Annotated in this window: 18 protein-coding genes and 1 tRNA gene; 7 read left to right on the top strand and 12 right to left on the bottom strand. The window is 63.4% G+C overall.

Translation table 11 applies throughout. From position 1 onward, the window contains the following. Nucleotides 1-113 precede the first annotated feature (113 nt). Together J7E24_RS09130 and J7E24_RS09125 are read right to left on the bottom strand one after the other, a co-directional pair. Nucleotides 114-1967: a M61 family metallopeptidase gene (locus J7E24_RS09130; protein WP_251047115.1), complete on the bottom strand. Its 1854-nt coding sequence runs from the start codon at nt 1965-1967 to the stop codon at nt 114-116. A 78-nt stretch (nt 1968-2045) separates the two neighbouring features. Then, nucleotides 2046-2696: a class I SAM-dependent methyltransferase gene (locus tag J7E24_RS09125; protein WP_215137366.1), complete on the bottom strand. Its 651-nt coding sequence runs from the start codon at nt 2694-2696 to the stop codon at nt 2046-2048. Nucleotides 2697-2793: 97 nt separating this feature from the next. Between J7E24_RS09125 and J7E24_RS09120 the strand changes: the two genes are divergently transcribed. The 3 genes from J7E24_RS09120 (at nt 2794) to J7E24_RS09110 (ending at nt 4641) form a co-directional block, all read left to right on the top strand. Further along, nucleotides 2794-3510, top strand: a complete 717-nt coding sequence (locus tag J7E24_RS09120; protein ID WP_215137364.1) for a phosphatase PAP2 family protein — start codon at nt 2794-2796, stop codon at nt 3508-3510. A 128-nt stretch (nt 3511-3638) separates the two neighbouring features. Beyond that, nucleotides 3639-3720 (top strand) — tRNA-Leu (locus J7E24_RS09115). A gap of 216 nt (nt 3721-3936) precedes the next feature. After that, nucleotides 3937-4641 (top strand): phosphatase PAP2 family protein, encoded by a 705-nt coding sequence (locus J7E24_RS09110; RefSeq protein WP_215137362.1) that lies wholly within the window; start codon nt 3937-3939, stop codon nt 4639-4641. Nucleotides 4642-4758: 117 nt separating this feature from the next. On the opposite strand, the gene J7E24_RS09105 is transcribed toward J7E24_RS09110, so the two are convergent. Both J7E24_RS09105 and J7E24_RS09100 read right to left on the bottom strand, forming a co-directional pair. Then, the gene (locus J7E24_RS09105) at nt 4759-7152 is read right to left on the bottom strand and encodes a GAF domain-containing protein (protein WP_215137360.1); all 2394 of its coding nucleotides are present in this window, start codon (nt 7150-7152) and stop codon (nt 4759-4761) included. A 106-nt stretch (nt 7153-7258) separates the two neighbouring features. Continuing rightward, nucleotides 7259-7816, bottom strand: coding sequence for a hypothetical protein (locus J7E24_RS09100; protein ID WP_215137358.1), 558 nt, complete (start codon nt 7814-7816; stop codon nt 7259-7261). Between the two features lie 246 nt (nt 7817-8062). On the opposite strand from J7E24_RS09100, the gene J7E24_RS09095 reads away from it, so the two are divergent. Then, nucleotides 8063-9448 (top strand): D-alanyl-D-alanine carboxypeptidase, encoded by a 1386-nt coding sequence (locus J7E24_RS09095; RefSeq protein ID WP_215137356.1) that lies wholly within the window; start codon nt 8063-8065, stop codon nt 9446-9448. A 47-nt stretch (nt 9449-9495) separates the two neighbouring features. Here the strand turns inward: J7E24_RS09095 and J7E24_RS09090 are convergent, their stop codons facing one another. From J7E24_RS09090 to J7E24_RS09075, 4 genes are all read right to left on the bottom strand, one after another. Next, on the bottom strand, nt 9496-10626 hold the full coding sequence (locus tag J7E24_RS09090) for a TlpA disulfide reductase family protein (protein WP_251047114.1): 1131 nt from the start codon (nt 10624-10626) through the stop codon (nt 9496-9498). Nucleotides 10627-10803: 177 nt separating this feature from the next. Further along, nucleotides 10804-12717 (bottom strand): phosphoglycerate dehydrogenase, encoded by a 1914-nt coding sequence (gene serA, locus J7E24_RS09085; protein WP_215137355.1) that lies wholly within the window; start codon nt 12715-12717, stop codon nt 10804-10806. Nucleotides 12718-12874: 157 nt separating this feature from the next. Further along, nucleotides 12875-13585: a DUF421 domain-containing protein gene (locus J7E24_RS09080; RefSeq protein WP_215137353.1), complete on the bottom strand. Its 711-nt coding sequence runs from the start codon at nt 13583-13585 to the stop codon at nt 12875-12877. Nucleotides 13586-13782: 197 nt separating this feature from the next. Then, nucleotides 13783-14736 (bottom strand): aldo/keto reductase, encoded by a 954-nt coding sequence (locus J7E24_RS09075; RefSeq protein WP_215137351.1) that lies wholly within the window; start codon nt 14734-14736, stop codon nt 13783-13785. A 105-nt stretch (nt 14737-14841) separates the two neighbouring features. On the opposite strand from J7E24_RS09075, the gene J7E24_RS09070 reads away from it, so the two are divergent. Beyond that, entirely contained in the window at nt 14842-15666 is an 825-nt protein-coding gene (locus J7E24_RS09070) for a penicillin-binding transpeptidase domain-containing protein (RefSeq protein ID WP_215137349.1), read from the top strand. A gap of 185 nt (nt 15667-15851) precedes the next feature. On the opposite strand, the gene J7E24_RS09065 is transcribed toward J7E24_RS09070, so the two are convergent. The 3 genes from J7E24_RS09065 to J7E24_RS09055 all read right to left on the bottom strand — a co-directional run bounded on the left by J7E24_RS09065 (nt 15852) and on the right by J7E24_RS09055 (nt 20065). Further along, nucleotides 15852-17210 carry an alpha-amylase family glycosyl hydrolase gene (locus J7E24_RS09065; RefSeq protein WP_215137347.1) on the bottom strand — a complete coding sequence of 453 codons (1359 nt, stop codon included), beginning with the start codon at nt 17208-17210 and terminating at the stop codon, nt 15852-15854. Nucleotides 17211-17444: 234 nt separating this feature from the next. Next, a complete protein-coding gene (locus J7E24_RS09060; protein WP_215137345.1) occupies nt 17445-18890 on the bottom strand; it encodes an alpha-amylase family glycosyl hydrolase in 1446 nt (481 codons plus the stop codon). Between the two features lie 41 nt (nt 18891-18931). Beyond that, a complete protein-coding gene (locus tag J7E24_RS09055) occupies nt 18932-20065 on the bottom strand; it encodes an acyltransferase family protein (protein ID WP_215137343.1) in 1134 nt (377 codons plus the stop codon). 240 nt (nt 20066-20305) lie between these two features. Here J7E24_RS09055 and J7E24_RS09050 point away from each other — a divergent pair, with 240 nt between their 5' ends. Further along, entirely contained in the window at nt 20306-20680 is a 375-nt protein-coding gene (locus J7E24_RS09050) for a hypothetical protein (RefSeq protein WP_215137341.1), read from the top strand. Nucleotides 20681-20860: 180 nt separating this feature from the next. Here the strand turns inward: J7E24_RS09050 and ggt are convergent, their stop codons facing one another. Then, nucleotides 20861-22597, bottom strand: a complete 1737-nt coding sequence (gene ggt / locus J7E24_RS09045) for a gamma-glutamyltransferase (protein WP_215137339.1) — start codon at nt 22595-22597, stop codon at nt 20861-20863. A 114-nt stretch (nt 22598-22711) separates the two neighbouring features. Here ggt and J7E24_RS09040 point away from each other — a divergent pair, with 114 nt between their 5' ends. Beyond that, nucleotides 22712-24763, top strand: coding sequence for an alpha-amylase family glycosyl hydrolase (locus J7E24_RS09040; protein ID WP_215137337.1), 2052 nt, complete (start codon nt 22712-22714; stop codon nt 24761-24763). Nucleotides 24764-24809 lie beyond the last annotated feature (46 nt).

The following is a 24809-nucleotide window of genomic DNA, read 5'->3' as shown; positions in this document are numbered from 1 at the left end:
TCTACTTATCTAATACACGACCCACGACCAATTAGTGCTTTGGCCGCAGCCAAAAGAAGCCCCGCCGGCACGCGCCGGCGGGGCTTTCTCATGGAAAAAGTCAGAAACTGGAGCTACCGCACCTTGCTATTGAGCCAGGCGGCCCGGAACTTCTTTTGGGTTTTGCTGACGGGGCGGCCGGCGGTTTCGTAGGTTACTACCTCCAGGGCGGGTTCTTCGATGAGTGTTACGGGTACCGTTTGCAGGCCGGTGCGGGTGCGCACCTCCAGCTGCACTACGTCGCCGGGGCGGTGAGCCGCGAGCAGCTCGTCAAACGCTTTGGCCCCCACCAAGCGCTGGCCGTCGAAGCGCAGCACCACGTCTTCGCGGTCGAGGCCAGCCACGTAGAGCGGCGAGCCAATGGTGGTGGTGCCCAGCGTAGCGGTGCTGTCGGCGGCATTAAAGCTCAGGCGGCTGGCCAGGCTGGCCTTGTTGGGCCGGGCTGGGCGCACGAGCAGGCCCGCCGGAGCCAGCAAAGCGGGGTAGTCGGGCCGCTGATGGCCGTAGATGTGCTGACGGAAAAAATGCCCGGCAAAGGCCGTGTCGCGGGCTACTTCGCCCAGCACGCGCTGCAGGTCGGGCGTGGTGTAGGGCCGGGTGGGCGTGTAGTTCTGCTGCTGACTGCCAAACTGCTGCCACATGGCGCGCATGTAGGTGTCGAGGTCAGTTTTGAACCGGGCGCGCAGCTCCAGGTCGAGGGCCAGGGCGTTGGCCGCCCCAATGTAGTAGTAGCTCAGGTAGGTGTTCGCGCGGTTGTTAGGGTCGATGGCGGCCGCGGCATCCACGAACGGGGCCTGCTGGCTCATCTGTACCGGCGAGAAACGGGCCGCCCCCGGCGACAGCATCATGGCATTTACTATGCCCGTAAGCGCTTCCTGGCAGTACTCCGCATCGGTGGGGAAAACGCCGGCGCGGCGCAGTACCAGGTCGCCGAAGTACTGCGTGAAGCCCTCGGCAAACCACAGGTTGCTGCTTATGTTGGCCTGGCTGAAATCGAACGGTTCCAGGTCCTGGGGCCGCAGCCGCTCCACGTTCCAGGCATGGAAAAACTCGTGTGCCACCGTGCCCAGGTTGTCAATCATGCCGGGGCCGCGCAGGGGGCGCCGGCTGGTGAGGGAGGTAGAGTTGCGGTGCTCCATGCCGTCGGAGCTGGTTTGGGGCAGGTAGTTGGCAATGAAGGTGTAGCGGCCAAAATCGAAAGTCGGCATCCCGCCAAACACGGCCGCCGACTCGCGCACGATTTTCTGCGTCTGGGCCGTGTAGGCGTCCAGCTCGGCGGGGGTACCGTCGTGCAGCACTTTCAGCTCAATCGTGCGGCCGCCTTCCTGCCAGGTGCGCACCTGCTGCTCACCCAGCGAGGTAGGCGAATCCATAAGGTATTGCAGATTGGGGGCCGAGAAGGTGGTGCCGGCCGCATCGGGCTGCAGCTGGGTGGCCACCGTCCAGGTGGCGGGCAAACCACTGAACTGCACCTGCGCCGGCCGCTGCTCCAGCCCTTCAGCGTAGGCCAGCGTGGCTGGTATGTTCAGGTGGGCGTGGCGGGCATCAATGCCCGCGTAAGTGCCGTCGGTCCGGTCGCCGAACAGGGTGTAGGTGAAGGTTACGGTGCCGTCGTGGCCGGTTACGTCCCAGCCCGAGGGGTCGGGCCGGGTGATGGCTAAGGTGCGGCCGCGCGAGTCGGTGGCAGTTACGTCGTACACGTTTTTGGCGAATTCGTGGAGGGCGTAGCGGCCGGGCGACGAGCGGGCCATGCGCACCTGCAGCGGCCCGGCCGGCACCTCCCGGAACGTAACCGTAATGCGGGCTTCGTGGTGGACGGCGTTGGGGAAGGCCAGGTTGTATTGTACCGGCGCTTGGGCCCGGGCGGGGCGCGCAAGGGCCAGCGGCAGGCTCAGCAGCAGCAGGGCCGCAGTTTTCCGCATCAGCATAATGGGGCAGGTAAGAATGGAACTGCTAACCTAAGCAATTTGCGCAGCTAGAAGGCTGCGTAGGCCGAAGTCCGGACCCTACGGCCGCCATACGCTGGCCTCTACCATCCCGCTAAAAAACTGCCCAGCCGACGTAGGCCGTAGCCCCAGCCGCGCCAGTTCCACCTCTATCGGGGGGCGTTGCCGGGCGCTGATGCCGGTCGTCAGGCCGAAAAAACTATACATCAGTCGCAGCAGCACGCGGTGCCACCAGTGGCGCGGAGGCCCGAAATCGGCCAGCAGCCACGTGCCGTCGGGAGCCCGCGCCGTGTTCAGCCGGGCTACCAGTTGCCGCAGCCGGCCGGGCTCGAACAGGTCGAGCAGAAAAAAGGTGATTAGCACATCGAATTGCTCGGCGGGCTCCAGTGCCGCCTCGGTGCCCAGCCGGAACGCTACCTGGTCCGCCTGGGGGTGGTGCCGGGCCAGCCAATCCCTGCTGTGCGCCAGCATTCGGGGGGAAGCCTCTAAGTACAGGATGCGCGCACCAGGGCAGCGGCTCAGCACCTCACCAAGTACCCAGCCCGATCCGCCACCTACCACCAGCACCCGCGGCTGGCCGGTAGCCGGAAGCCCCGCCGCCAACGCTGCCTGCTGGGCCCGTTGCAGTGCCCGCCCGTACACCAGCCGAGCCAGCGAATCATAGAAAGCTGCTACGTAATCGAAACCGGAATCAGGTAGGGAAGCGGCCATGAGCAGGGGCGGGGCCGGCCTGGAAAAGCAGTCGGCAGCGGGGCCAAGCTACGGCCCGGTGCCCGCTTTTCCGCGCTGCGCCGTATGTTTAGGAACTATGACCAAGCACTTGCGCCGGCTGCTGGCCGGTTTTACCCTCTTCCTCACCGAATTTGCCGTTACGCTGGCACTAGGCACCGCCGGGGTCGTCGTCTTTCTTGCCCTGAGCCGCGAAGTGTTCGATCAGGACGCGGCTACTTTCGACGCCGCTGCCTTCCAGTGGACGCGGGCCCTGCTGGGGGCGCAGCGGCAGAACTGGGTGGAGGCCATTACATTTCTGGCCTCGCGCAACTTTATTACGGCCATGGCGCTGGGGCTGGTGGGCTGGCTGCTGGTGCGTCGGCGACGTTGGTATTCGCTGCTGGTGCCGGTAGTGGCATTGGGCTCTATCACCCTCAACCTGCTGCTCAAGCAGTTCTACAACCGGCCCCGGCCGCTACTGCCCCTCACCTCGGCTTCGGGCCTGAGCTACCCGAGCGGCCACGCCATGATTTCGGCTTCCTTCTACGGTCTGCTCATCTACTTTGCCTGGACGCGGCTTCGTCGGCGGCCCGCCCTGCGCTACCCGCTGGTCGCAGTGCTTTCCGCGCTGATCGTGCTTATTGGCCTGACGCGGATATACCTGCGGGTGCACTACGCCACCGATGTGCTAGCTGGCATTGCGGCAGGGTTGGCCTGGCTGATAATTGCTATTCCGCTGTTGCAGCAGCTGGAAAAGCGCGTAAAAAAGCAGTTTCGTCAGGATCCGCAATTGGCTGAAAAACAGCCTAAATAGCACTGAATCGAAATTTCAATCGATGTTTTTTAGGCTTTTTTTAGGCCGATACTTGCAGCGCGTTCCAAAAACCCGCTATCTTTGCAGCATCAAAAGGCCCTCCCTGGAAGGCCGGATGATAGAGAGTCGCGCTTGTGGCGAAATTGGTAGACGCGCTGTCTTCAGGCGGCAGTTCCGCAAGGTGTGGGAGTTCGAGTCTCCCCGAGCGCACAGAGTACGAAGAGCCGGCCCAGCAATGGGCCGGCTCTTTCTGTTTTAGCGAATCGGGCCGGTTTGGCACCATACGGCGTTTTCACAGCCGGGTCAGACGTCTGAAGTTTGCAGTTAATAGCGGCCCAGCCCCGTTTGGTTGGGCGCCACTGGTACCTCATTCGGCCGGAACGGCAGGCCCTACATCTGCGTAAGCAGCTGAAACAGCTTCAGCCCGTGATACGAAGAGCAAAAGCCCGGCTGGTGGCCAGTCTGAGTTTACTGACGGTGGAAGTAGTGCTGATGGGCGGCATGTTCGTGGCCTCGGCGCTGCTGTTCTTCTACCTCACGCGGGTGGTATTCGCGGCCAACTCGGTGGAGTTCGACACCTGGGCCTTCGCGTGGCTGGATGCGCTGCGCGCGCAATGGCCGCTGCTGACGCCGGTAGTGCGGGCACTCACGTTCTTTGCTTCGCTGCCGTGGCTGGTGGCGGCGGGCATTGGGCTGCCGCTGCTGCTGCGCTACTGGGGCCACCGCCACGAAGCCGCCGAGGTGTTTGGCGCAGTAGCCGGGGCCTCATTGCTCAACCAACTGCTGAAATCCTACTTTCACCGCCTGCGCCCCAATTCGGCCCTTATCGTTCAGGGCGGGCTGAGCTTCCCCAGCGGCCACGCCATGATCGGGCTGGCCCTTTACGGCTGCCTGGCCTGGATTCTGTGGCGCCACCGCCGCCATCCGGTGTGGGGGCTGCTGCTGCTGCTCTTCGCCCTGCTCATCGGTGTCACCCGCGTGTACCTGCACGTCCATTACGCCACCGATGTGGTAGCCGGCTTCGCCTGCGCCCTGCTCTGGCTGATTTTGCTACGGGGTGTGTTTCGATTTAGAACTAGGAGGGAGAAACGAGAGGCTAGTATGGAGAATAGGGAGGGAACCTCATGCTGAGCGCAGCCGAAGCATCTTTACCGCTTCGTCTAAATCGTTACAACGAAGCGGTAGAGATGCTTCGGCTGCACTCAGCATGACGTTCTGTTTTCTGTACTCTGAATGACGTTCTTTTTCTTACTTTTCCTCCATCTTCACCTTCACCCGCAAGGCCAGCAGACCTTTGGTGCCTTGCAGCTCTTCCAGCTCCAGCTCTTCAATTTCCTCTTCGAGCAGGCCACGGTCCTGCAGGTAGTCGAGGTACTCGAAGTACTCGTCGGCCTCGCGCTGCTGGCTGTACACCAGGGCCAGGGAGCCGGGCTGCGTGAGCCGCTCGCCGGTGCCCATAATGGTGGCCTTGTCGATGCGCTTCTTGATGATTTCGTAGCGGATGTTGTAGGCCCCGTCCACGTCGAACTGGCGCTCATCCTGCCGGAAGCGGATGCTTAGGGGCTGGCCGTGAATGAGGATGAGCTGGGTGGTTTCGAGCGGCAGCGGCAGCTGGTCGCGCAGGGCGGCCGTGCGGCGCGTTATCTCCACCATGGTCAGCAGCTGCCACAGGCGCAGGTTTTTAAGGAACACTAGGTCGAAGGGCTTGTCTTCGACCAGCGCCGCGCCCACGTAAATGTTGTGCTCCACGCCATCGGTTTTGAAGCGCTGGAAGTAGTGCGGGAACATGGCCTGGGCCTTGGCATCCTCCTCGTCGAGGTAGGCGGCAATGGCATCGTTGAGCAGCGTGGTACTTTGCTCGAACGCCTTGCGCCGCTTGTACAGTATGCCCAGCTCGGGGTCAATCTGGGCCCAGTACTGAGCAATAACGGGCCGCAGCTCGGGCGTGTTCTGGCCCAGGTACTCAAACAGCGGCTCCATTTCGGTGCGGATCGAGTCGAAGATGCTCACTTCGTCGCCGCTGGCCATGCCCTGGCGCAGGCGGCGCAGGTTTTTGCCCACGTAAAACCGCAGCTCGTCCAGAATCGGGAGCTGCTGGAAGTCGGAGGCTTTTTTAAGCACCTTGCCGGCCAGCGTCAGGTGCTCGATCAGGTCGGCCTGGATGGCTTCGTTGCGGGCCGCACTGCTACCCCTAATGTCGCAGGCGCCGTGCAGCGGGTACACATCATGAAACACGATGTCCTCCATTTCGGCCTGGCGGTTGCCGTCTTCCAGCTTCTGCAGCAGGTTCTGGGCCGCATCGGTAAAGCGCCACTCCATGGTGGGGTGAATGGCCGTAAACTTCTCCTTCACAATGGCCTGCACCCGGGTTTGCAGGTCTTCGGCGTTGCGCTTCACGGCCACCGCAAACAGGGGCAGAAACTGGTTTACGTACTCCAGGCTGAACTCATTCAGCTCGCCCACCGTGGGCGAGGCCAGCTCCAGCAACCCCACCGTATCGTCGCCGTAGGGCAGCAGGGCCAGAATGGCCGAGCGGATGCCCAGGCTCAGAATCTGCTCGCGCAAATCTTCCGGAATATCGGCCTGCTCCACGTCTTCGAGCACCAGAGGGCGGCGGTCAGCCCAGAGGCGGCCGTAAATCTGGCGGAAGCCCGAGCCGGCGTCGGGGTTGTGGAGCTGCTTGGTAAGGAAGCTGTGGTTGATTTTGCGGCCGAAGTCCACAAAGGCCCGCTTGTTTTCGTCGTAGGCGGCAATGCCCAGCTGCAGGGCGGGCTTGCCGAACAGCACCCGCAGCTTTTCCTGAATCTGTTCGAGCCGGTCGGAGGCCTGTAGCACGTCGCGCTCCAGCAAATCGTACTTCAGTTCCGACAGCACTTCCTGCTCCGTGACATCCACGAGGTGCAGGATATTAAATCCTTCGAGCACGAAGCTTTCGGGAGGCAGCAGCTCCAGCCACAGCTCGGTGCGGTGGAGGTTGCGGCTCAGAAAATCCACCTGCTCTTCGCTCAGCTCGGGCTTTTCGCCTTCTACCTTCACACCGAGGAAAGTGGAGTTGAAATCGACGCTGTAGTGGCGGTACAGGCCCATCTGGTAATCGGGTACCGTGAACACTACCCCGGTTTGCAGGGGCAGCTTCACACCGTACACCTTGTCGAGAATGAGCTGGTAGGCCATGCGCGTGGTGTAGGCCTCCAGCTGCTCCATGCTGATGTTGAGCGGCTGCTTGATGATGTGCTGGGTGTTGAGCAGCACGTCGGCAAAGCGGGGCGTGTAGTAGAAGCTATGGCGCTGGAAAGGCGCTACGGCGCCCACAATATCGGTTTCGAAGGAAGCGGGCGGAAACACGGCCAGCATGAGCGTTTCCACCAGGTCGCAGTTGCATTCGAGCTGTTCGAGGTCGGTGATGGACCCGCGCGCCCAGTCGGCGGCGGCCACCTGCGCCCCTACTGAGCGCGAGAGCAGGGCAATACCCGCATTGGCCGAGTCCTCGCCGGCTTTCCAATAAGCAATAAGGGGCTCCAGGCTAAGCGAGGTGCGGAAGGGAAAGCCCGCAACGGCCGCCGAAGCAGGCACCGCCGCTACAGGCGCAGGCGTGGTAGAAACAGAGCCGGAGGGGGCAGCAGGAGCAGATTCGGAGCGCATAGGGAGCAGGAAGGCAGGCCGGCTGCCGCAGTGGCAGCGGCCGGGTAGGAGGCTATACGAAACGGCACCCCGGCCGGACGTGACAGCGCGGGCGAACGGCCGGGCGCTACCGGTTTATGACCAGCGGCACCAGCGCGTTGTTGCCGGCCGGGTCGGTGAGGTCGTCGCGGATGACCTGCCCGTTGCGGGTGGTAAACACCAGCTTGCGGCTATTCTCAAAGCAGGTGCAGCAGCCCTCGGCCCGGAAATCGGTGTTCAGCTGCACGCTGTCGATGGCGAGGCGGAACGTGGGCGCGGCGCGGCGGGCCGGGGCCAGGTACAGCTGGTACGAATAGGCGTCGAGCTTGCGGTTGCCGGCCTGGGCAAAGGGCGTGGTGTTGTTGATAATGACGGGCTGCGAAAACCGGGCAATCGGGCGCAGCAACTGTACGGTGTCGGCGCGGGGCCGCTGGGTGGTATCGAGCGGCACGCGCACCAGGTACACGGTATCCACCTGCCGGGCCCGAAAACCGGTGGGGTTGGCGCCCGTGGTATCGGCGCTGAACTGCAGGCCCACGGCGTCGGCAAAGGCGTCGTCGCACTCGCAGGCCGTCGAGCCGCAGCAGGCCGCCAGGGCCGTAGCCAGTATAAAAACCGAAAACCAGGTAACAAAGGAGCGCAGCATAGGCCCAAAGATACGGGGCGGGGAGTTTGGGATGGGTGATGGGGAAGAACGTGTCATTGCGAGCGGAGCGAAGCAATCCGCTCGTGCAAAGCGCCCAGCCCCGATAAGCAGCAAGCCCCTGAGGCCCGGGCGGGCGAACGGCGGGCGGGCGCTTAGGCAAAGTTGACACGTTGCCCTTGCAGATTGCTTCGCTCCGCTCGCAATGACACGTTCTTCCCCATCACCCCATCACTAACTTGCGGGCCTATGCTTTCTGTTCTGTTTCGCTGCCTGGCGCTGCTGCTTGGCGGCGCCCTGTTGCCCCTGGCGCTGGTGGCCCAGGTTTCCGCCCAACCCTCACCCGTCCCGGCTGCCCCACCGGTGCCCAACCTAAGTTGGCTCAATGAGCAGCTGCGCACCTCGCCCGTACTGCGCCAGCACCAGGTGGGCCTGAGCCTGGCCGACGCCGGCACCGGCCAGCCACTGTTCGGCTACCAGGACAGCCGCTACTTCACGCCGGCCAGCACCACCAAGCTGCTCACGCTGTATGCCGGCCTCACGCTGCTGGCCGCCGACCCGGTGCCTGGTCTGCGCTACGTGCAGCGCGGCCCCGATACGCTGCTGTTCTGGGGCACCGGCGACCCCATGCTGCTGCACGGCGACGTGCCCGCGCGCCGGGTCTACGACTTCCTCAAAAGCCGCCCCGAAAAGGTGCTCCTCTACGCCCAGGTGCCCACGCCGCCCGCTTTCGGCCCCGGCTGGAGCTGGGACGACTACGGCTACTATTTCCAGCCCGAGCGCAGCCCGCTGCCCATCTACGGCAACACCGTGCGCTTTTATGGCCGCCCGGCCCCGGCCGCGCCCCGGGTGCTGCCCCGCTTCTTCCGGCCCCTCACGGCCCCGGCACCCGGCACCCGCCCCAACCCCGCCGCCGACCATGTGCAGCGCACCCCCGAGGAAAACCGCTTTTTTGTGTTTCCCTCGGCCAAGGGCTGGGTGGATGAGGTGCCGTTCCGGACCAGCCCCGCGCTGCTGCTCCAGCTGCTGCAGGACACGCTGCGGCGCCCTGTACTGGCCGCCGGCCCGCTACGCCTGCGCCCCCGCGATTCGGTGCGCACTTTGCGCACGCTGCCGCCCGACTCGTTGTACCGCCGCATGCTGCGGGTGTCCGATAACTTCCTGGCCGAGCAGCTGCTGCTACTGTGCGCCGCCACGCTCACGCCCGATTCGCTGAGCCCGGCCCGCGTTATCCGGACGATGCAGCAGAACTACCTGCGCACCCTGCCCGACCAACCACAGTGGGTAGACGGCTCGGGCCTTTCGCGGCTCAACCTGTTCACGCCCCGCTTTCTCACGGCGCTGCTCGTGCGCCTGCACCAGCAGGTACCCGAGCCGCAGCTGCTGAGCTGGCTGGCGGCCGGCGGCGGGCAGGGCACGCTGCGGCGGGGTTACCTGCCGACTGGCAAAACCGGCCCCTGGCTGTGGGGCAAAACCGGCACGCTCACCAACAACCACAACCTGGCCGGCTACCTGCGCACCCGCTCGGGCCGGCTGGTGGCCTTCAGCTTCTTCAACAACAACTATGTGCGGCCCACCCGCGAAATCCGCCGCGAAATGGAGCGCCTGCTGACGCGGGTGCGGGACGAACTGTAGGCGAGAGTAGGTTTCCCGGGGAGGCTCGCGGAACTATTCTGTTAGCCTTACTTCAGCAGTTGGGCCAGCGTAGTCTGTAGTTTCTCGCCGCGCAGGTTTACGGCCACTATTTTTCCGCTGGGGTCGAGCAGAAAGTTCTGGGGGATGGCTTGGATGTGGTAGCTGGTGGCCGCCTCGCTCTTCCAGCCGTTCAGGCCTGATACCTGGGTCCAGGGCAGTTGGTCGGTGGCAATGGCTTTGAGCCACTTTTCGCGGGCCTTAGCCTCATCGAGCGACACGCCCAGCACCGTGAAATTGCGGTTCCTGAAGGTGTTGTAAGCCTTCACCACGTTAGGGTTTTCCTCGCGGCAGGGGCCGCACCAACTGGCCCAGAAATCGACCAGCACATACTGGCCGCGCAGGCTGCTAAGGGCCACGGCCTTGCCCTCGGGCGTAGGCAGCGTGAAATCGGGAGCCACGGCACCCACCGACACAGTTTTGAGGATGGCCAGCTCGGCGGCGTAGCGCTGGCCGGCGGTACTCTTTTGCACGGCGGGTGCCAATAGGGCAAACAGCGGAGCCACCTCGGCGTAGTTGGGCACCGGCCCGCCCACGGCCCGTATGGCGTCTAGGCTTACCGCCGAGCCCGGATGCGTGCGGATAAAGGCCGCGTACTGCTGGTTGATAATGGCGGTCAGAGCTTCTTCCTGAGCGTCGCTCTGCGCCAGAAACTCAGGGCTGCGCTGCTCTTTGGGCGTGGCCCGGTAAACGGCGTACAGGGCATTGAGTTGGTCCTGGCCAGGGCGTAGCAGGGTTTGTAGCTGCTGGTAATCGGTATTCAGGGGTGTGCCTGCCAGGGTAGCGTTGCCTAGCGAGTCGGGACTGATAAGGCTGATGGTACCTTTTTCGAGGTAGAAGGTAGTGTGGTCGGCCTGCCCCGTAAGCAGGCGGCGCCGGTTGCCGTTATTCAGCAGCATCAGCCGCACTTGGGCCGGCTCGGCCACGGTGCCCTTCAGCACAAACGTGCCGTTTTTCACCTCCGCCGAATCGAGGTAGCCTTTGTCGTTGCGCAGAAACACCTTCGATTTGGCTGGCAGCTTGCCCAGCTGGCCTTTGATGGTGAACGGGGCAGGCGTCTGGGCCTGGGCCAATACGGGGGCAGTGGCAAGCAACAGCAGCGGGAGTAGCGTCTTTTTCATGGATACAAATAGGGAAAGTCTAATAGAAACCGCGCCTAATATCCGCAGAATTCCGTGGCCGCCACTACGCCCGTTCATCCGCCGCAATCACCACCAGCCAGGCCAACAAAACGAGTAGTGCCCCGTCCCTGCTGAATCGTCCCCAAAATCCGTAAAAATCCGGGCTAATCCGTTGCCTTAGTACAGCACCCGAAACTTGATGGTGTGCTCGACTTCGCGTAGCTGTTCAATCAGGGCGGGCTCGTACTGCTTGTCCACGTCGGTAATCACGTAGCCGATGTGCTCGTTGGTTTTCAGGTACTGGCCCAGGATATTGACCGCGTGGGCGGCCAGCACCTGGTTGATGTGGGCCAGCACGCCGGGCACGTTGTGGTGGATGTGCATGAGCCGGTGGGCGGCCTGCTCGGGCAGCTGAATGTTGGGGAAATTGACGCTCTGCTGGGTGTTGCCGGTGTTCACGTACTGCATCAGCCGCTCGGGCACAAACTCGGCAATATTGCGCTGGGCCTCGGCCGTGCTGCCCCCAATGTGGGGCGTGAGCAGCACGTTGGGCAGGCCCGTTAGCTCGCTCGCAAACGGCTCGTCGTTGGTTTTGGGCTCATAGGGAAACACATCGACGGCGGCCCCGCCCAGGTGGCCCGCGCGCAGGGCAGCAGCCAGCGCGGGCACGTCCACGACGGGGCCGCGGGCGTTGTTGAGAAACAGGGCCCCGGGCTTCATGCGGGCAAATTCTTCGGCCCCGAATAGGTGGGTGTTTTCGGGGCGGCCGTCTACGTGCAGCGTTACAATGTCGGCCTGGGCCAGCAGCTCGGCCAGGCTGCGGCAGCGGGTGGCGTTGCCCAGCTGCAGCTTCTCGGCAATATCGAAGTACAGCACCTGCAGGCCCACGGCCTCGGCCACCACCGACAGCTGGCTGCCGATGTTGCCGTAGCCCACGATGCCCAGCTTCTTGCCCCGCACCTCAAACGCCCCACCAGCCGACTTATCCCACTTTCCGGCGTGCATCAGGGCGTTTTTTTCGGGTACGCGGCGGGCCAGCAGCAGGATTTCGCCCAGCGCCAGCTCTACCACCGAGCGGGTATTGCTGAAAGGGGCGTTGAACACGGCTACGCCCTTTTTCAGGCACTCGGTCAGGTCAATCTGGTTGGTGCCGATGCAGAACGCGCCGATGCCGATGAGGCGGTTGGCGGCCGCCAGCACCCGGGCCGTTACCTGGGTTTTGCTGCGAATGCCGAGCAGGCTCACGCCCTCGATGCGCGCTACCAGCTCGTCCTCATCGAGGCCACCCGGCACCAACTCCACCTGGTAGCCTTCCTGGCGCAGCAGCTCGGCGGCGCGCGGGTCGGGGTTTTCGAGCAGCAGCACTTTAATGCGGTTTTTGGGGTAGCTCAAACTCATGGGTAGCTTGTTCTGGTAGAGGAATTCATCAAAGGAAGGCAGTACTTCATCGGCCTGGGCTACCACGGCGGGGCGGGCCACGTTTTCGGTGAAGGCATAGAAGCGGTCGGCCAGGCCGGCTTCGCGCATCTGAAAGTCGGTGTAGCCGTCGCCGAGCACGTACACCGGCCCGCGCAGGTGCAGGCGGCGCAGCTGCTCAATCTTGCCCCCGTCGCGGCTCAGTACGTTTTCGGGGTCGAAGCCGGTAATGCGGCCGGCCTCATCAAAGGTGAATGTGTTGGCCAGCACGAATTCGGGCACAATGCCAAACTCGCCCACCACTGGCTCAATAAACTCGCGGAAGCCGCTGCTGACGATGTACACCCGGCCCGGGAACTGCTCGAAGAAGCTTCGGTTGCGCCGGATGCTTTCCGATACTTTGCCTTGTAGCCGCTCCACGAGCAGGCCGATATGCTCGCGCCGGGCCGGCAGCAGCGCCAGCCGCTGCTTCAGCGACTCCGAAAAGCTCAGCTCGCCGCTCATGCCCCGATCAGTCAGGGCCCGAATCTGCCCCACGATTTCCGCCCGGTCGGGGCTGTTTTCAAGGGCAATATCGGCCAGCTCGTCCAGCCCTTCTACTTGGGTAAACGTGCTGTCGAAGTCGATGATAAGGTAGGGCAGAGGCGTTGGTTGGTCGGGCAATTCATTGGTCATAAGGGCGGCAAGGTAGGGCGCGGCGGGGCAAAGGAGAGCAAGTTGCTGTGTGAGGCTGCGCAACTTGAGTTATGCAGGTAGTAGCTGATGAATTGCCTGCAGAGGTGCGTAGAGCATTACGCAGCGTTACGCAGCGACAGACGATTCCGCTTTTGTTTCAACCCACCCGACGGGCCGTGCTGGCAGGCAACCAGGCAGCGTGCTGGCACTCGGCGCAACGGGCGGAGGCCGCAGCGGCCAATTCGCGCACCTGGCCACAGTTGGCGCAGGCGTGGGGGCCGGCGGTGGTGGCGGTAGGCCGGGCCTCACGGAGCCGCTCGGGCCAAATGGGCAGGCCGGGCCGCACATCATCGTCTGCAAAAAAGTAGATGCTCGTTTCGCCATCCGATTCGATGTAGGCCCGGCGTACCTGGCCCAGGTGTTCCACCTGCTGCTGGCGCAACTCGCCGAACAGCTCCTTCAACGTCAGGTTCTGCTGTTTGAAATTTTCTTGTTGGATAACGCCTTCCTCAATCAGCAGTATCGGCTGGCCCTCCAGCCAATCGGAAAAGCGCGGGTACCACTCGGTGAGGCGGTTGAAGAGCGTGTAGAGGCCCGTTACCATTCCGAACACAACTATTGTGGGTAGCAGGGGCGTATCGTCGTAGAGCATGGCGTCGCCGGCCGCCGAGCCCAGGCCCAGGATGATGCTGAGCTCAAAAATGGACAGCTGCCGCACCCCGCGCCGCCCCATCACGCGCAGCGCCCCCAGAATCAGCAGGTACATGATGCCGCAGCGCGCCGCTATTTCCAGCAGAAAGGGCCATGTAGTGTCATCGGCCCACAGAATACGGTGCCAGTCGAAGGGTACTATAGGCGGTTGGTCCATTGTTTTAGCGGGTAGCAAGGAATCAGGCAGATGGAAAACTGGCCAAAAAGAACGTCATTCTGAGCGAAGGCGAAGCCGTAGTCGAAGAATCTCGCGTGTCAAAGTAATTCCTGAAGACAGGGTTAGCATTGCCCGCGAGATTCTTCGACTCCGTTCCGCTGCGCTCAGAATGACGTTCCCTTTCTCACCTCTAAGCCCTACGCACTCGCCTGGTTCAACTGGCGCATATCGGCCTCGGTTAGCTCCAGGTGCATGGCCTTCACCAACTCCTCAACCTGCCGAATACTGGTGGCCGAGGCAATGGGAGCCGTGAGGCCGGGGCGGGCCATAATCCAGGCCAGGGCCACCTGGGCGGGCGAGGCCCCGGCGTGGCGGGCCACCACGGCGTCCAGTGCGGCCAGAATCTGCAGGCCCCGCTCGTTGAGGTATTTCGGGCCGATGCTGCTGCCGCGCACGCTTTTGGCCAAGTCTTTTTCTGAGCGGTACTTGCCCGTGAGGAAGCCCGAGGCCAGTCCGAAGTAGGGGATAATGCCCAAGCCGTATTCCTGGCAAAGCGGCAGCAGCTCTTTTTCGAGGGCCTCGCGCTGGTAGAGGTTGTATTCGGGCTGGAAGGTTTCGTAGCGCGGCAGGCCCTGGGTTTCGCTGGCCGCCAGCGCCGCCCGCAGCCGCCCCGCCCCGAAGTTGCTGGCCCCGATGGCCCGCACCTTGCCCTCCTGTATCAACTCGGCGTAGGCCTCCAGTGGCTCGGTTACGGCGCGTTCCTCATCGTCCTGGTGCGACTGGTACAAATCGATGTAATCGGTTTTAAGCCGGCCCAGCGACTCTTCGACGGCGGTTTTGATGTAGGCTTTGCCCAGGCCCTGGCGGCCGTCGCCCATCTGCATCCCTACTTTCGAGAAGATGAGCACATCGTCGCGGCGGCCACGGCGCTGCAGCCACTTGCCGATAACAGCTTCCGATTCTCCACCCTGGTGGCCCGGCACCCAGGCCGAGTACACATTGGCCGTGTCGATGGCGTTGCCGCCGCCGGCCACAAAGGCATCGAGCACCTTAAAAGAAGTGGCTTGGTCGGCGGTCCAGCCGAATACGTTGCCGCCCAGCACCAGGGGCGCGGTGCGCAGGCCCGAGCGGCCCAGTTCGCGTTGTTGCATAAAATGGAGTGAGTAGTTGCGGAGTTGGAAAGGTAGAACCTAGGGGCTGCCCCGGCTTTGATTGGGCGCAGAACGTATTTTTGTGCACACCAACCAAGCTGGCTCATGCGTCAAACGTATCTGCTATTATTGCTTCTGGGGTTGCTGCTGTCAGCGGCCTGCACCCGTTTGCCCACCGCTGAGCCCGTAGTCGAGCATGATTTCGGGCATCTGTTCCGGGCGCAGGGCCTGGAGGGCTCGTTGCTGTTCTACGATGAAGCGGCCGGACAGTTTGTGGCCTACAATGCTGCCCGCTGCCGCCAGGGCTTTCTGCCGGCTTCTACGTTCAAAATTCCCAACACCCTCATTGCCCTGCAAACCGGCGCCCTGCGCGACACAGCCGACAGCTGCCCCTGGGACGGAACGGTGCGTAGCATTGCCTCCTGGAACCAGGACATGCCCTTCGCCCGGGCCTTGCGCGTGTCGGCCGTGCCGTGCTACCAGCAGTTGGCCCGCCACTTAGGGGTGGCCGCCTACCAGCAGTGGCTGCCGAAACTGGGCTACCCCGGTATGGTGGTTACGCCCGCCACGCTCGACACCTTCTGGCTCGACGGTACCTCGCGCATCAGCCAGTTCGAGCAGATAAGCTTTCTGCGCCGCCTGCAGGCCGAAACGCTGCCCATCGAGAAGCGCCACCAGCAAGCCGTGAAGCAGCTACTTATTCTCAAAAAGACGCCCACCGCCACACTCTACGGCAAAACCGGCTGGCGTTTCCGCTCGGCCCGAAACCCCGATAATGGCTGGCTGGTGGGCTGGCTGACCCGCGCTGACGGCCGCCACATCTTCTTCGCTCTCAACGCCGAACCCCTGAGTGGCCAGCCCGCCGACGCTCGCTTCGGCCCCGCCCGTCAGCTTATTGTAGAGGCAGCCCTGAAAGAATTAGGCTTCTAAGGCAGGCAATAAAGGCCTTATTAAATTCAGGTTGCGGAGGTCGGTGTAGGGGCGGGGCTTGTCCCCGACCGCCGTTCACACCGTTGCAGCGGTAACCGTTCTGACGGCGGGCGGGGACAAGCCCCGCCCCTACACCGACCTCCAGAACTTGTGCTACCTGAAGGCAAGTATAAACCGGATGGTCATCACCCCGCCACCTTCTCCAGTACCCGCCAGCCGTGCCCAGGTACGGTCAGTTCGTCATCGGCCCGGAACATGAGCTGCTCGCTGCTGAACACGTCGCGCCAAGTGCCGGCGGCGGCTTCGGGCAGGGGCAGGGCTGCCGGTTCGGTGGCGGCGTTGATGACGCAGAGCACGGCCGCCCCCTGCTTTTCGCGCACGAAGCCATAGAGGCCGGTCGGGCCGGGCAGGCGGGTAAGCTGGCTGGCCGGGTCGCCGTTGCGCAGGGCCGGGTGGCGGCGCTTGAGCTGCAGCAGGCGGGTATAGAAGTCCTGCAGTGGGAAATCCTGCCAACTGATGGGGTCCTTGTCGAAGAAGTCCAAGCGCTTACTGAGCCCGGCTTCCTGGCCCGAATACACCAGCGGCATACCTGGCAGCAGCACCGTAAGCACCGCGAAGGGTAGCGCCAGCGCGCCCAGCCGCTCGTACTCGGTACCGTCCCAGCTGTTCACATCGTGGTTGCTGGTAAAATTCATCAGGTACACCTGCGGCGGGTACTTGGCCCGCTCAGTGGCGCGGTACGCATCAATGGCGGCCAGCGGGGCCCGGCCGGCTGCAATGCTGTCGAACAGATAATGCAGGCGCAACCCAAACGTCATGTCGAAGGCCTGCTCCAGCAGGTGCGTGTCGGGGTTGAACTCCTCCCAGCTCAGGCCGCCCGAAGGATATAGCTCGTCCCACTCGGCCAGCATGAACACGGGCTTAATGGCCTCCAGTGCCGGCCGTACCTCGTCCCAGAAATCGGTGGGCACCAGCGCGGCTACGTCGCAGCGGTAGCCATCAATGCCCACTTCGCGTACCCAGTAGCACAGCGCCTCGGCCATGTAGCGGCGCAGGCCAGGCTGGCCGTAGTCGAGGGCCACTACATCATGCCAGTCGGCCACGGGCGGTACCAGCCGGCCCTGGGCGTCGTGCTGGTACCATTCGGGGTGCTCGTGCACCAGCGGGTTGTCCCAGCTGGTATGGTTGGCCACCCAGTCGAGCAGCACGCGCAAGCCCAGGCGGTGGGCCTCGGCCACCAGCGCCTGCAACTCGGCCATCGTTCCAAATTCGGGGTTCACCCCCAGATAGTCGCGCACGGCGTATTGGCTGCCCAGCGTGCCCTTGCGCCCCTGTTCGCCAATCGGATGAATCGGCATAAGCCAAATTATACTGATACCCATTTTGGCCAGCCGGGGCAGGTGCTCCATAAACGCCCGAAACGTGCCCTCGGGCGTGTACTGGCGGATATTAACTTCGTACATCGTGGCGGCGGCGGCCCACTCGGGATGCCGCACCTGAAACAGGTGGGCGTCGGGGTGGGAGGGCAGGGTCGGGTCGGGCATAGAGCGAAGAGGTAAAGGCCAGCGGCCGCGCCACCGGAAACGGGGCAGATTGCCCCGTTATTTGCTGTCGAGACTGCCTAACAGTCGTTGGCAGTGGCCTGCAGGCTGCATTGCCTGGCGGTCTGGGAACTACGAAGCCAACTGGCCATCAGATTTTAAGGCCCCTCCAGCCTAGCCGTCAACGCGCCACGCTACCAGCAGTCGGCCGGCTGTTTGGCCGGGCGCCGGCCCGCGCTACTCCGGATCGGGCAGGCGCTCATACACCTGGTAACCGTGGGCCGGTAGCACCACTTTCGAGCCGGAGCCCAGCCGTTGTATCTGCCCGCTGAAAAGCTCCCGATAAGTGCCCGGCCCAAGACCACGCAACGCCAGGGTGCGCGGTTGCCGGTCGAAGTTGACTACCGTGAGCACCGCTTGCTGCCGGCGGCGGCGCACAAACCCGTACACCCTTGGGCTGCTGCTGACTTCCAACGCCTCGAACCCGGCGCAGGGGTCGCCGTTGGCCAGGGCGGGGTTCCGTTTCTTGAGCTGCAGCAGTTTTGTGTAAAAATCCTGGAGCGGGTAGCCATTCCACGGAATCGGGTCTTTCTCGAAGAAGTCCAGCCGCTTTTTCAGGGCCGCCTCCTGGCCCGAGTACACCATCGGGATGCCCGGCAGCAGAGCCGCCAGCACGGCTTGCGGCAGGGCGTCGGGCCCCAGTCGCTCGTACTCGGTGCCGCTCCAGCTGTTGATATCGTGGCTGCTGGTGAAATTCATCAGGTATACGCCGGCCGGATACTTGGCCCGCTCGGCCGCCAGGTAAGTATCGATGGCGCTGGTGGGCTGCTGGCGCAGGGCAATGCTGTCGAGCAAATAGCGCAGGCGCAGGGCGTAGGTGGCGTCGAAGGTTTTTTCGAGCAGGTGGCTGTTGGGGTCGAATTCGCTCGGTTTCAGGAAGGGTGGGTCGTGCAGCTCGTCCCATTCGGCCAGCATAAACACGGGCTTGATCTGCGTGAGGGCGGCGCGGGTATCGTTCCAGAAATCGGTGGGCATCAGCCCGGCCACGTCGCAGCGGAACCCATCCACATTGGTCTCACGCACCCAGTACGCCATGCTTTCGGTCATGTAGCGGCGCAGTTCGGGCTTGGTGTAGTCAAGGTCGATGACGTCCTGCCAATCGGCCACCGGGGGCTGGAAACGCCCGAGCGAGTCGCGCGTGAACCAGTCGGGGTGCTGGCGGGCCAGCTCGCTGTCCCAGCTGGTGTGGTTGGCTACCCAGTCGAGGATGACGTGCATACCGCGCTTATGGGCGGCGTCCACGAGGTGGCGCAAATCTTCGAGGGTACCCATTTCGGGGTTCACGGCCCGGTAGTCGCGCACCGAGTAGTAGCTGCCGAGGCGGCCCTTGCGTTTCTGCTGCCCGATTGGGGTAATGGGCATCAGCCACAGGATACCTATGCCCATGCTGTCGAGGCGGGGCAAGTGGGCCTCGAAGGCCCGCAACGTGCCCTCGGGGGTGTACTGGCGGATATTGACTTCGTAGATGCTGGCATTGGCGGCCCAGGCCGGGTGGCGCACCGCAAACGGGGCCGGCGGAGGCGCGCAGTCGGCGGCTGGCGTATCGACGGAGTTGGTCTGGCAGGTGGCTAGCAGCAGGGCCAACCCAAGGGAGAACCAGGGGAAAAAGCGGGAGGAATACATAGCTCAACTTACGCAGTTTTTGCCCTGCTTGCCAGCGCCCGTTACGTAGCTGCCCGCCACCGCGGCCACCTGAATGTCCTTATCCAACGGTTCAGGGGCTCCTCCACTACGTAATGCAACCCAATGGCTGCCACAAGTAGCAGCAGGAAAACCAGTAGCGGCTGAGTTGTGATAAGCCGCGTAACGATGCCGTGCGGCACCCCCATATGGATGAGGTAGAAAACGTACGAGCTACGCCCCAGAACCTGCATTGTTCGGCTCGCCAGGAGCCGTTGTAGCGGAGTTTGCTCGGTTAGCAGCCCGGCAAACCAAAGCGCAATAGCGGCTGGTAGTACTATGTTGTTGATGACAATGCCTGCCGGGTGTTCCTGCCCGAATGTGTACGGACCCCTGATGGCATTCAGCAGTAGGATAACTGCTCCGAAGGCCAGCAGCCCGGCACCTGTGCGGCTGCTACCCGCTTTACCCTTTAACCGGCCCTGCCGAAACCAAAGGGCCAACTGAATGCCCACGAAAAACTCGGTAGCCCGGCCGAAAAAGGTGAACAGCAGCATGAAACGCAGGTTGCCGAACAGCCCGTACAGCTTCAGCGGCCCGCACAGCGCTACCAGCAGTGCACCCAGCCCCAACAGCGCCAGCGGCACCAGCCACAGCATCCGAAGCCGCTGCTGCAACAGCAGGAAAATGAGCGGCGCACTCAGATAAAAGCACTCTTCTACCGTCAGCGTCCAGCCCTGCGCCACTCCCGAGTACACAAACGCCTCAAAGAAGCCGCGTAGAAACGTAACATTCAGCAGCCAGAGTTTCCAGGAAAACGCACCGGTCTGGTACCATACACTTGCGAAGGCGAGGGCCGTGAGCAGGAAGTACATTGGGTAGATGCGGGCCACCCGATTGCGCAGGTACGGCCCCCACCAGCTGGTGGTCATTCGTTCGGTGCCAGCGTAGCGCAACGTGATGAGAAACCCGCTGAGCACGAAAAACACTGGCACCCCCACATGAAATTCCCGCACTATTTTCTCCAATTCCCCCTCCACTCCGGAGCCCACCCGAAACGGATTGAAGTGGTGCAGATACACCAGATAGGCTGCTACGGCCCGTACACCCGTCAGCGCCGGTAAATAGGCAGCCGCTTCCTCTACATCGGATGCGGGCAGATCAGTGGAAACGGACATGTAACAAGCGGGTCTAAGGGCCTTAGTCGAGGCAGGATGCTGCGCATAAATCTACCACCCAAAAGCCCCACGAAGTGCGGCGGCAGTGCCTCCAGATTTTATTGGGCCATATTTGTGCGTTTTCCGGCCGCCTTCCCCGTGGGTTGCCGCCAACGGCAACCCGGCTCAGCAGTGCAAGTAACACCAACTGGCCGGCCGGCGTACATCGTCCTTATAAACCCTTTCTTTACCCCTTGCCCTATGAACCACGCCAGCCGCATCGACAAGACTGTTCGCAACATCTATGATACCTTCGACAACCCGGGTGCCAACCCCATGGAAGCTGGCCTGGGCGACATCGACAGCTGGATTGCTTCCCTCGACGGGTTGGGTGGCTCGGCCCTGAACGGCCTGCAGGCAGAGCTGCGCAACCTGCGCGGCTACGTAGAGCGCGACGACCGGCCCGCAATGGCCGCCAGCCTGCAGCTGCTGGGCACCGAAACCGCCCGCATTGCCCGCGACATCCACAGCCTCACCGACAATACCGGCGACCAGCTCCGCCACCTGGGCCAAACGCTGGTAATTGCCGCCGGCAACCTGAAAACATCAGTACCTACACATCCTCAAGTAGGGTAACCAGATAATATAAACCCGTCTAAAATTCAGGTTTCAAGAGCTGTGCAACCAGCTCTTGAAACCTGAATTTTTTTGTTCACACGGACTTACATTTTTGCACAACTCACCACATACTATAAGTTGCTCCCGAAAGCTGGGGGCCGGGAGCTGGGAGCGAGAATCGATAAGTGCTGCTAATCTCTAATACCCCGCCGCGTTGTCGTCGCCACGAGGGTCGGCCCCGCCTTCGAGGCGGCCGTCGGGCAGCACCCGGATGATTTCCAGGCGGCCCCAGGGGCTGCGGGCGTTGAGCTGGTAGCCACGGGCCCGGAGGGTGTCCTGGGCGGCGGGCAGCAGGGCGCCGGCCTCTACATCGAGCTGGTCGGGCAGCCACTGGTGGTGCAGGCGCGGCGCGGCCACGGCCTGCTGGGCGTTCTGGCCGTAGTCGATTACGTTGAGTATGCCTTGTAGCACGCTGGTGATGATGGTGCTGCCGCCGGGCGTGCCAACGAGCAGGGCCAGCTGGCCGTTGCGCGTGAGAATGGTCGGCGTCATGGAGGAAAGCATGCGCTTGCCGGGCGCAATGGCGTTGGCCGCGCCGCCTACCAGCCCGTAGGCGTTGGGCGCGCCGGGCTTGCTGCTGAAATCGTCCATCTCGTTATTCAGCAGGAAACCCGCCCCGGCCACTACCACTTTGCTGCCGTAGGCCCCGTTGAGCGTAGTTGTGCAGCTCACCGCATTACCCTGGGCGTCCACAATATTGTAGTGCGTGGTCTGGTCGGTTTCGTAAGCCGGCAGGCCCGTGCCGGCCGCTACCTGGGCGCTGGGCGTGGCCCGGCGTGGCTGCACCGAAGCCATGCGGCGGCGGTTGTAGGCCGGGTCGAGCAGCTGGGCTACCGGCACGCGGCCAAAATCCGGGTCGCCGAGGTAAGTGGCGCGGTCGGCATACACGCGGCGCTGGGCCTCGGTGAGCCAATGCACGGCCTGGGGCGCGTGCCAGCCGGTGTCCTGCAGGTTGTAGGGCTCCAGCATCTGCAGCATTTGCAGCAGGGCCACCCCGCCCGAGCTGGGCGGTGGAAACGTGAGCACCTCGTAGCCGCGGTAGCTGCCCCGTAGCGGTGTGCGCCATTTGGGTTGGTAGGCAGCCAGGTCGGTTTTGGTGATAAGGCCACCGCCGCGCTGCATTTCGGCCACGAGCAAATCGGCGGTTTCGCCCGCGTAGAAACCGGCCGCCCCCTGGTCGCGGATTCGGCCTAGCGTGCGGGCCAACTCGGGGTGCCGGATGGTGTCGTCGGTCTGCCAGGGGCTGGCTTTAAGGTAAGCATTGCTGGGGTTGAACTTCGTGAAATCGGCCTGCTGCCCATTGAGGCCAGCGGCTTCTTTAACCGTTAAGGGCAGGCCCCGGGCAGCCAGCTGCACGGCCGGCTCCACTACGTCGCGCCAGGGTAGCTTGCCCAGCTTCTGGTGCAGCGCCCACATGCCCGCCACGGTGCCCGGTACGCCGGCCGCCCGGTGGCCCCGAGTGCTCAGGTTGGGCACCACGTTGCCGGCCGCGTCGAGGTACATGTCGCGGGTGACGGCGGCGGGAGCGGTTTCGCGGAAGTCGAGGGCGCCGTTCTGGCCATCGGCCCCGCGGTAAAGCACGAAGCCCCCGCCCCCGATGTTGCCGGCCACCGGCAGGGCTACGGCCAGCGCGAACTGTACGGCCACGGCCGCGTCGTAGGCGTTGCCGCCGCGCTGCAGCACCGCCACCCCAATGCGCGTGGCTTCGGGGTGAGCCGCCGTAACCATGGCCTTACTGGTAACAACGGCTGTGGCCGCTGGCACCGGCGCAGCCAGCACAGAAGCGCCGGCCAGTGCCGCGGGCGAGGTAGCCGGTGGGGCCGTGGTGCAGGCCGCCAGCCCGGTTGCCAGCAGCAGATAGGAGAGGTGCTTCATGGCCGTAAAGTACGCGGAATCTGCCCCGATTGCGGCCTTTACGCGGTATAATGGGCTGTATTGCCTGATTCCACGTAGTTTTGAGCGCAACCCTGCGCCCCAGCTGCCTCTGCCATGACTACGCCAACTGCTTCGCCCGAATCTGCCACCGCCCCCGTTGCGCTGTCTCTCGTACAGCACGACCCCTGGCTGGCACCCTTCGAGCCGGTGCTACGTCGCCGCCAGCAACGGCTGGAAACCCGGCTGACTGAAATCAGGCAGCAATACGGCTCGCTGAGCAAGTTTGCCAGTGCCCACCAGCGCCTGGGTCTGCACTACGACGGCCGCCGCCGGGGCCACTGGTACCGCGAGTGGGCGCCTGCCGCCCAAGCCCTGAGCCTGATTGGCGACTTCAACGGCTGGAACCGGCAAGCCACCCCGCTAAAAAAGAGCGATGACGGCATTTGGGAAGTATTTCTGCCCGATAAAGAGTACCAAGACTGCCTCACGCACCACTCCCTTTACAAGGTGCATGTAGTATCGGCCCGGGGCGCCCACGACCGGCTGCCGGCCACCCTGCGCCGGGCCGTGCAGAACCCGGAAACCCACGACTTCGCCGGCCAGGTCTGGCGCCCCGAAACGCCGTTTGCCTGGACCGATCAGAAGTTTCGGGTGGCCAATGCCGTGCGCGAGCCGCTGATTTATGAGGCCCACGTAGGCATGGCGCTGGAGGAGGGCCGGGTGGGCTCCTACCTGGAGTTTGCCGACCAGGTACTGCCCCGCATTGCCGCCGGCGGCTACAATTGCGTGCAGCTGATGGCTGTAATGGAGCACCCCTACTACGGCTCGTTCGGCTACCACGTGGCCAATTTCTTTGCCGTGTCTTCGCGCTTCGGCACGCCCGAGGAGCTCAAACACCTTATCAACGAAGCCCACCGGCTGGGCCTGGCTGTGCTGCTGGATGTGGTGCACTCGCACGCCGTAAAAAACGAGGCCGAGGGTCTGGCCAACTTCGACGGTTCGGGCCACCAGTATTTTCATGCCGGAAGCCGGGGCGAGCACCCGGGCTGGGATTCGCGCCTGTTTGATTACGGCAAGCCTGAGGTGCAGCAGTTTCTGCTCAGCAACCTGCGCTACTGGCTCGAAGAGTTCCACGTCGACGGCTTCCGCTTCGACGGGATTACCAGCATGCTCTACCACCACCACGGCGAGGGCGTCAGCTTCGGCGGCTACGAGTCATATTTCGGGCCCGAGGTGGATGAGGACGCGGTGCTGTACCTGCAGCTGGCCACCACGTTGGTGCGCGAAATCAAGCGCAGCGCCCTGCTGATTGCCGAAGATATGAGCGGCATGCCGGGCCTGTGCCGGCCCATTGCCGAGGGCGGCGTGGGCTTTGGCTACCGGCTGGGTATGGGCATTCCCGATTACTGGATCAAGCTGCTTAAGCACACCCGCGACGAAGATTGGAACCTCTACGACCTGTGGTATGTGCTGAACAACCGCCGCGACGGCGAGAAAACCGTGGCCTATGCCGAAAGCCACGACCAAGCGCTGGTAGGCGACAAAACCCTGGCCCAGTGGCTGCTCGATGATGCCATCTACCAGCACATGGGCCGCTCCGACACCGACCCGGTGGCCGCCCGGGGCGTGGCCCTGCACAAGCTCATCCGCCTGCTCACCATTAGCCTGGGGGGCGAGGCCTACCTCAACTTTATCGGCAACGAGTTCGGCCACCCCGAGTGGGTCGATTTCCCGCGCGAAGGCAACAACTGGAGCCACCATTTCGCCCGCCGCCAGTGGAGCCTGGCTGACAACCCCGACCTCAAGTTTCAGTACCTGCTCAACTTCGACAGGGCCATGATTGAGCTGGTCCGGAGCAGCCGCCTGCTGGCCGCCGGCCCGGCCCGCCAGCTCCACCTCGACCCCGAAAACCAGGTTCTCGTCTTTCTTCGCGGCCCGCTGCTGCTGGCCTTCAACCTGCACACCGAGCACAGCATCCCCGACTACCGCTTTGTGGTGCCCGCTGCCGGCCGCTACCGCATCGTGCTCGATTCCGACGCCCCCGATTTTGGCGGTTTCGCCCGCATCGACGACGACTACCGCTACGAAACCCTTGAGGAAAATGGCGTCCACAAGCTCAGCCTTTACCTCACGAGCCGCACGGCTCTGGTGCTGGAGCGTATCTGAGCCGGTAGCTTGTAAAATCTGGGAGGTTGATGTAGGGGCGGGGCTT

Source organism: Hymenobacter sp. ISL-91 (genome assembly GCF_018613725.1).
GTDB lineage: Bacteria > Bacteroidota > Bacteroidia > Cytophagales > Hymenobacteraceae > Hymenobacter.
The sequence above is the reverse complement of the archived record's forward strand: the minus strand, read 5'-3'. Positions and strand labels throughout refer to the sequence as shown.

Coding starts and splice junctions, on each gene's coding strand:
- J7E24_RS09130 (WP_251047115.1), bottom strand. CDS start 1,967: ATGCTGATGCGGAAAACTGCGGCCCTGCTGCTGCTGAGCCTGCCGCTG.
- J7E24_RS09125 (WP_215137366.1), bottom strand. CDS start 2,696: ATGGCCGCTTCCCTACCTGATTCCGGTTTCGATTACGTAGCAGCTTTC.
- J7E24_RS09120 (WP_215137364.1), top strand. CDS start 2,794: ATGACCAAGCACTTGCGCCGGCTGCTGGCCGGTTTTACCCTCTTCCTC.
- J7E24_RS09105 (WP_215137360.1), bottom strand. CDS start 7,152: ATGCGCTCCGAATCTGCTCCTGCTGCCCCCTCCGGCTCTGTTTCTACC.
- J7E24_RS09100 (WP_215137358.1), bottom strand. CDS start 7,816: ATGCTGCGCTCCTTTGTTACCTGGTTTTCGGTTTTTATACTGGCTACG.
- J7E24_RS09095 (WP_215137356.1), top strand. CDS start 8,063: ATGCTTTCTGTTCTGTTTCGCTGCCTGGCGCTGCTGCTTGGCGGCGCC.
- J7E24_RS09090 (WP_251047114.1), bottom strand. CDS start 10,626: ATGAAAAAGACGCTACTCCCGCTGCTGTTGCTTGCCACTGCCCCCGTA.
- serA (WP_215137355.1), bottom strand. CDS start 12,717: ATGACCAATGAATTGCCCGACCAACCAACGCCTCTGCCCTACCTTATC.
- J7E24_RS09080 (WP_215137353.1), bottom strand. CDS start 13,585: ATGGACCAACCGCCTATAGTACCCTTCGACTGGCACCGTATTCTGTGG.
- J7E24_RS09075 (WP_215137351.1), bottom strand. CDS start 14,736: ATGCAACAACGCGAACTGGGCCGCTCGGGCCTGCGCACCGCGCCCCTG.
- J7E24_RS09070 (WP_215137349.1), top strand. CDS start 14,842: ATGCGTCAAACGTATCTGCTATTATTGCTTCTGGGGTTGCTGCTGTCA.
- J7E24_RS09065 (WP_215137347.1), bottom strand. CDS start 17,210: ATGCCCGACCCGACCCTGCCCTCCCACCCCGACGCCCACCTGTTTCAG.
- J7E24_RS09060 (WP_215137345.1), bottom strand. CDS start 18,890: ATGTATTCCTCCCGCTTTTTCCCCTGGTTCTCCCTTGGGTTGGCCCTG.
- J7E24_RS09055 (WP_215137343.1), bottom strand. CDS start 20,065: ATGTCCGTTTCCACTGATCTGCCCGCATCCGATGTAGAGGAAGCGGCT.
- J7E24_RS09050 (WP_215137341.1), top strand. CDS start 20,306: ATGAACCACGCCAGCCGCATCGACAAGACTGTTCGCAACATCTATGAT.
- ggt (WP_215137339.1), bottom strand. CDS start 22,597: ATGAAGCACCTCTCCTATCTGCTGCTGGCAACCGGGCTGGCGGCCTGC.
- J7E24_RS09040 (WP_215137337.1), top strand. CDS start 22,712: ATGACTACGCCAACTGCTTCGCCCGAATCTGCCACCGCCCCCGTTGCG.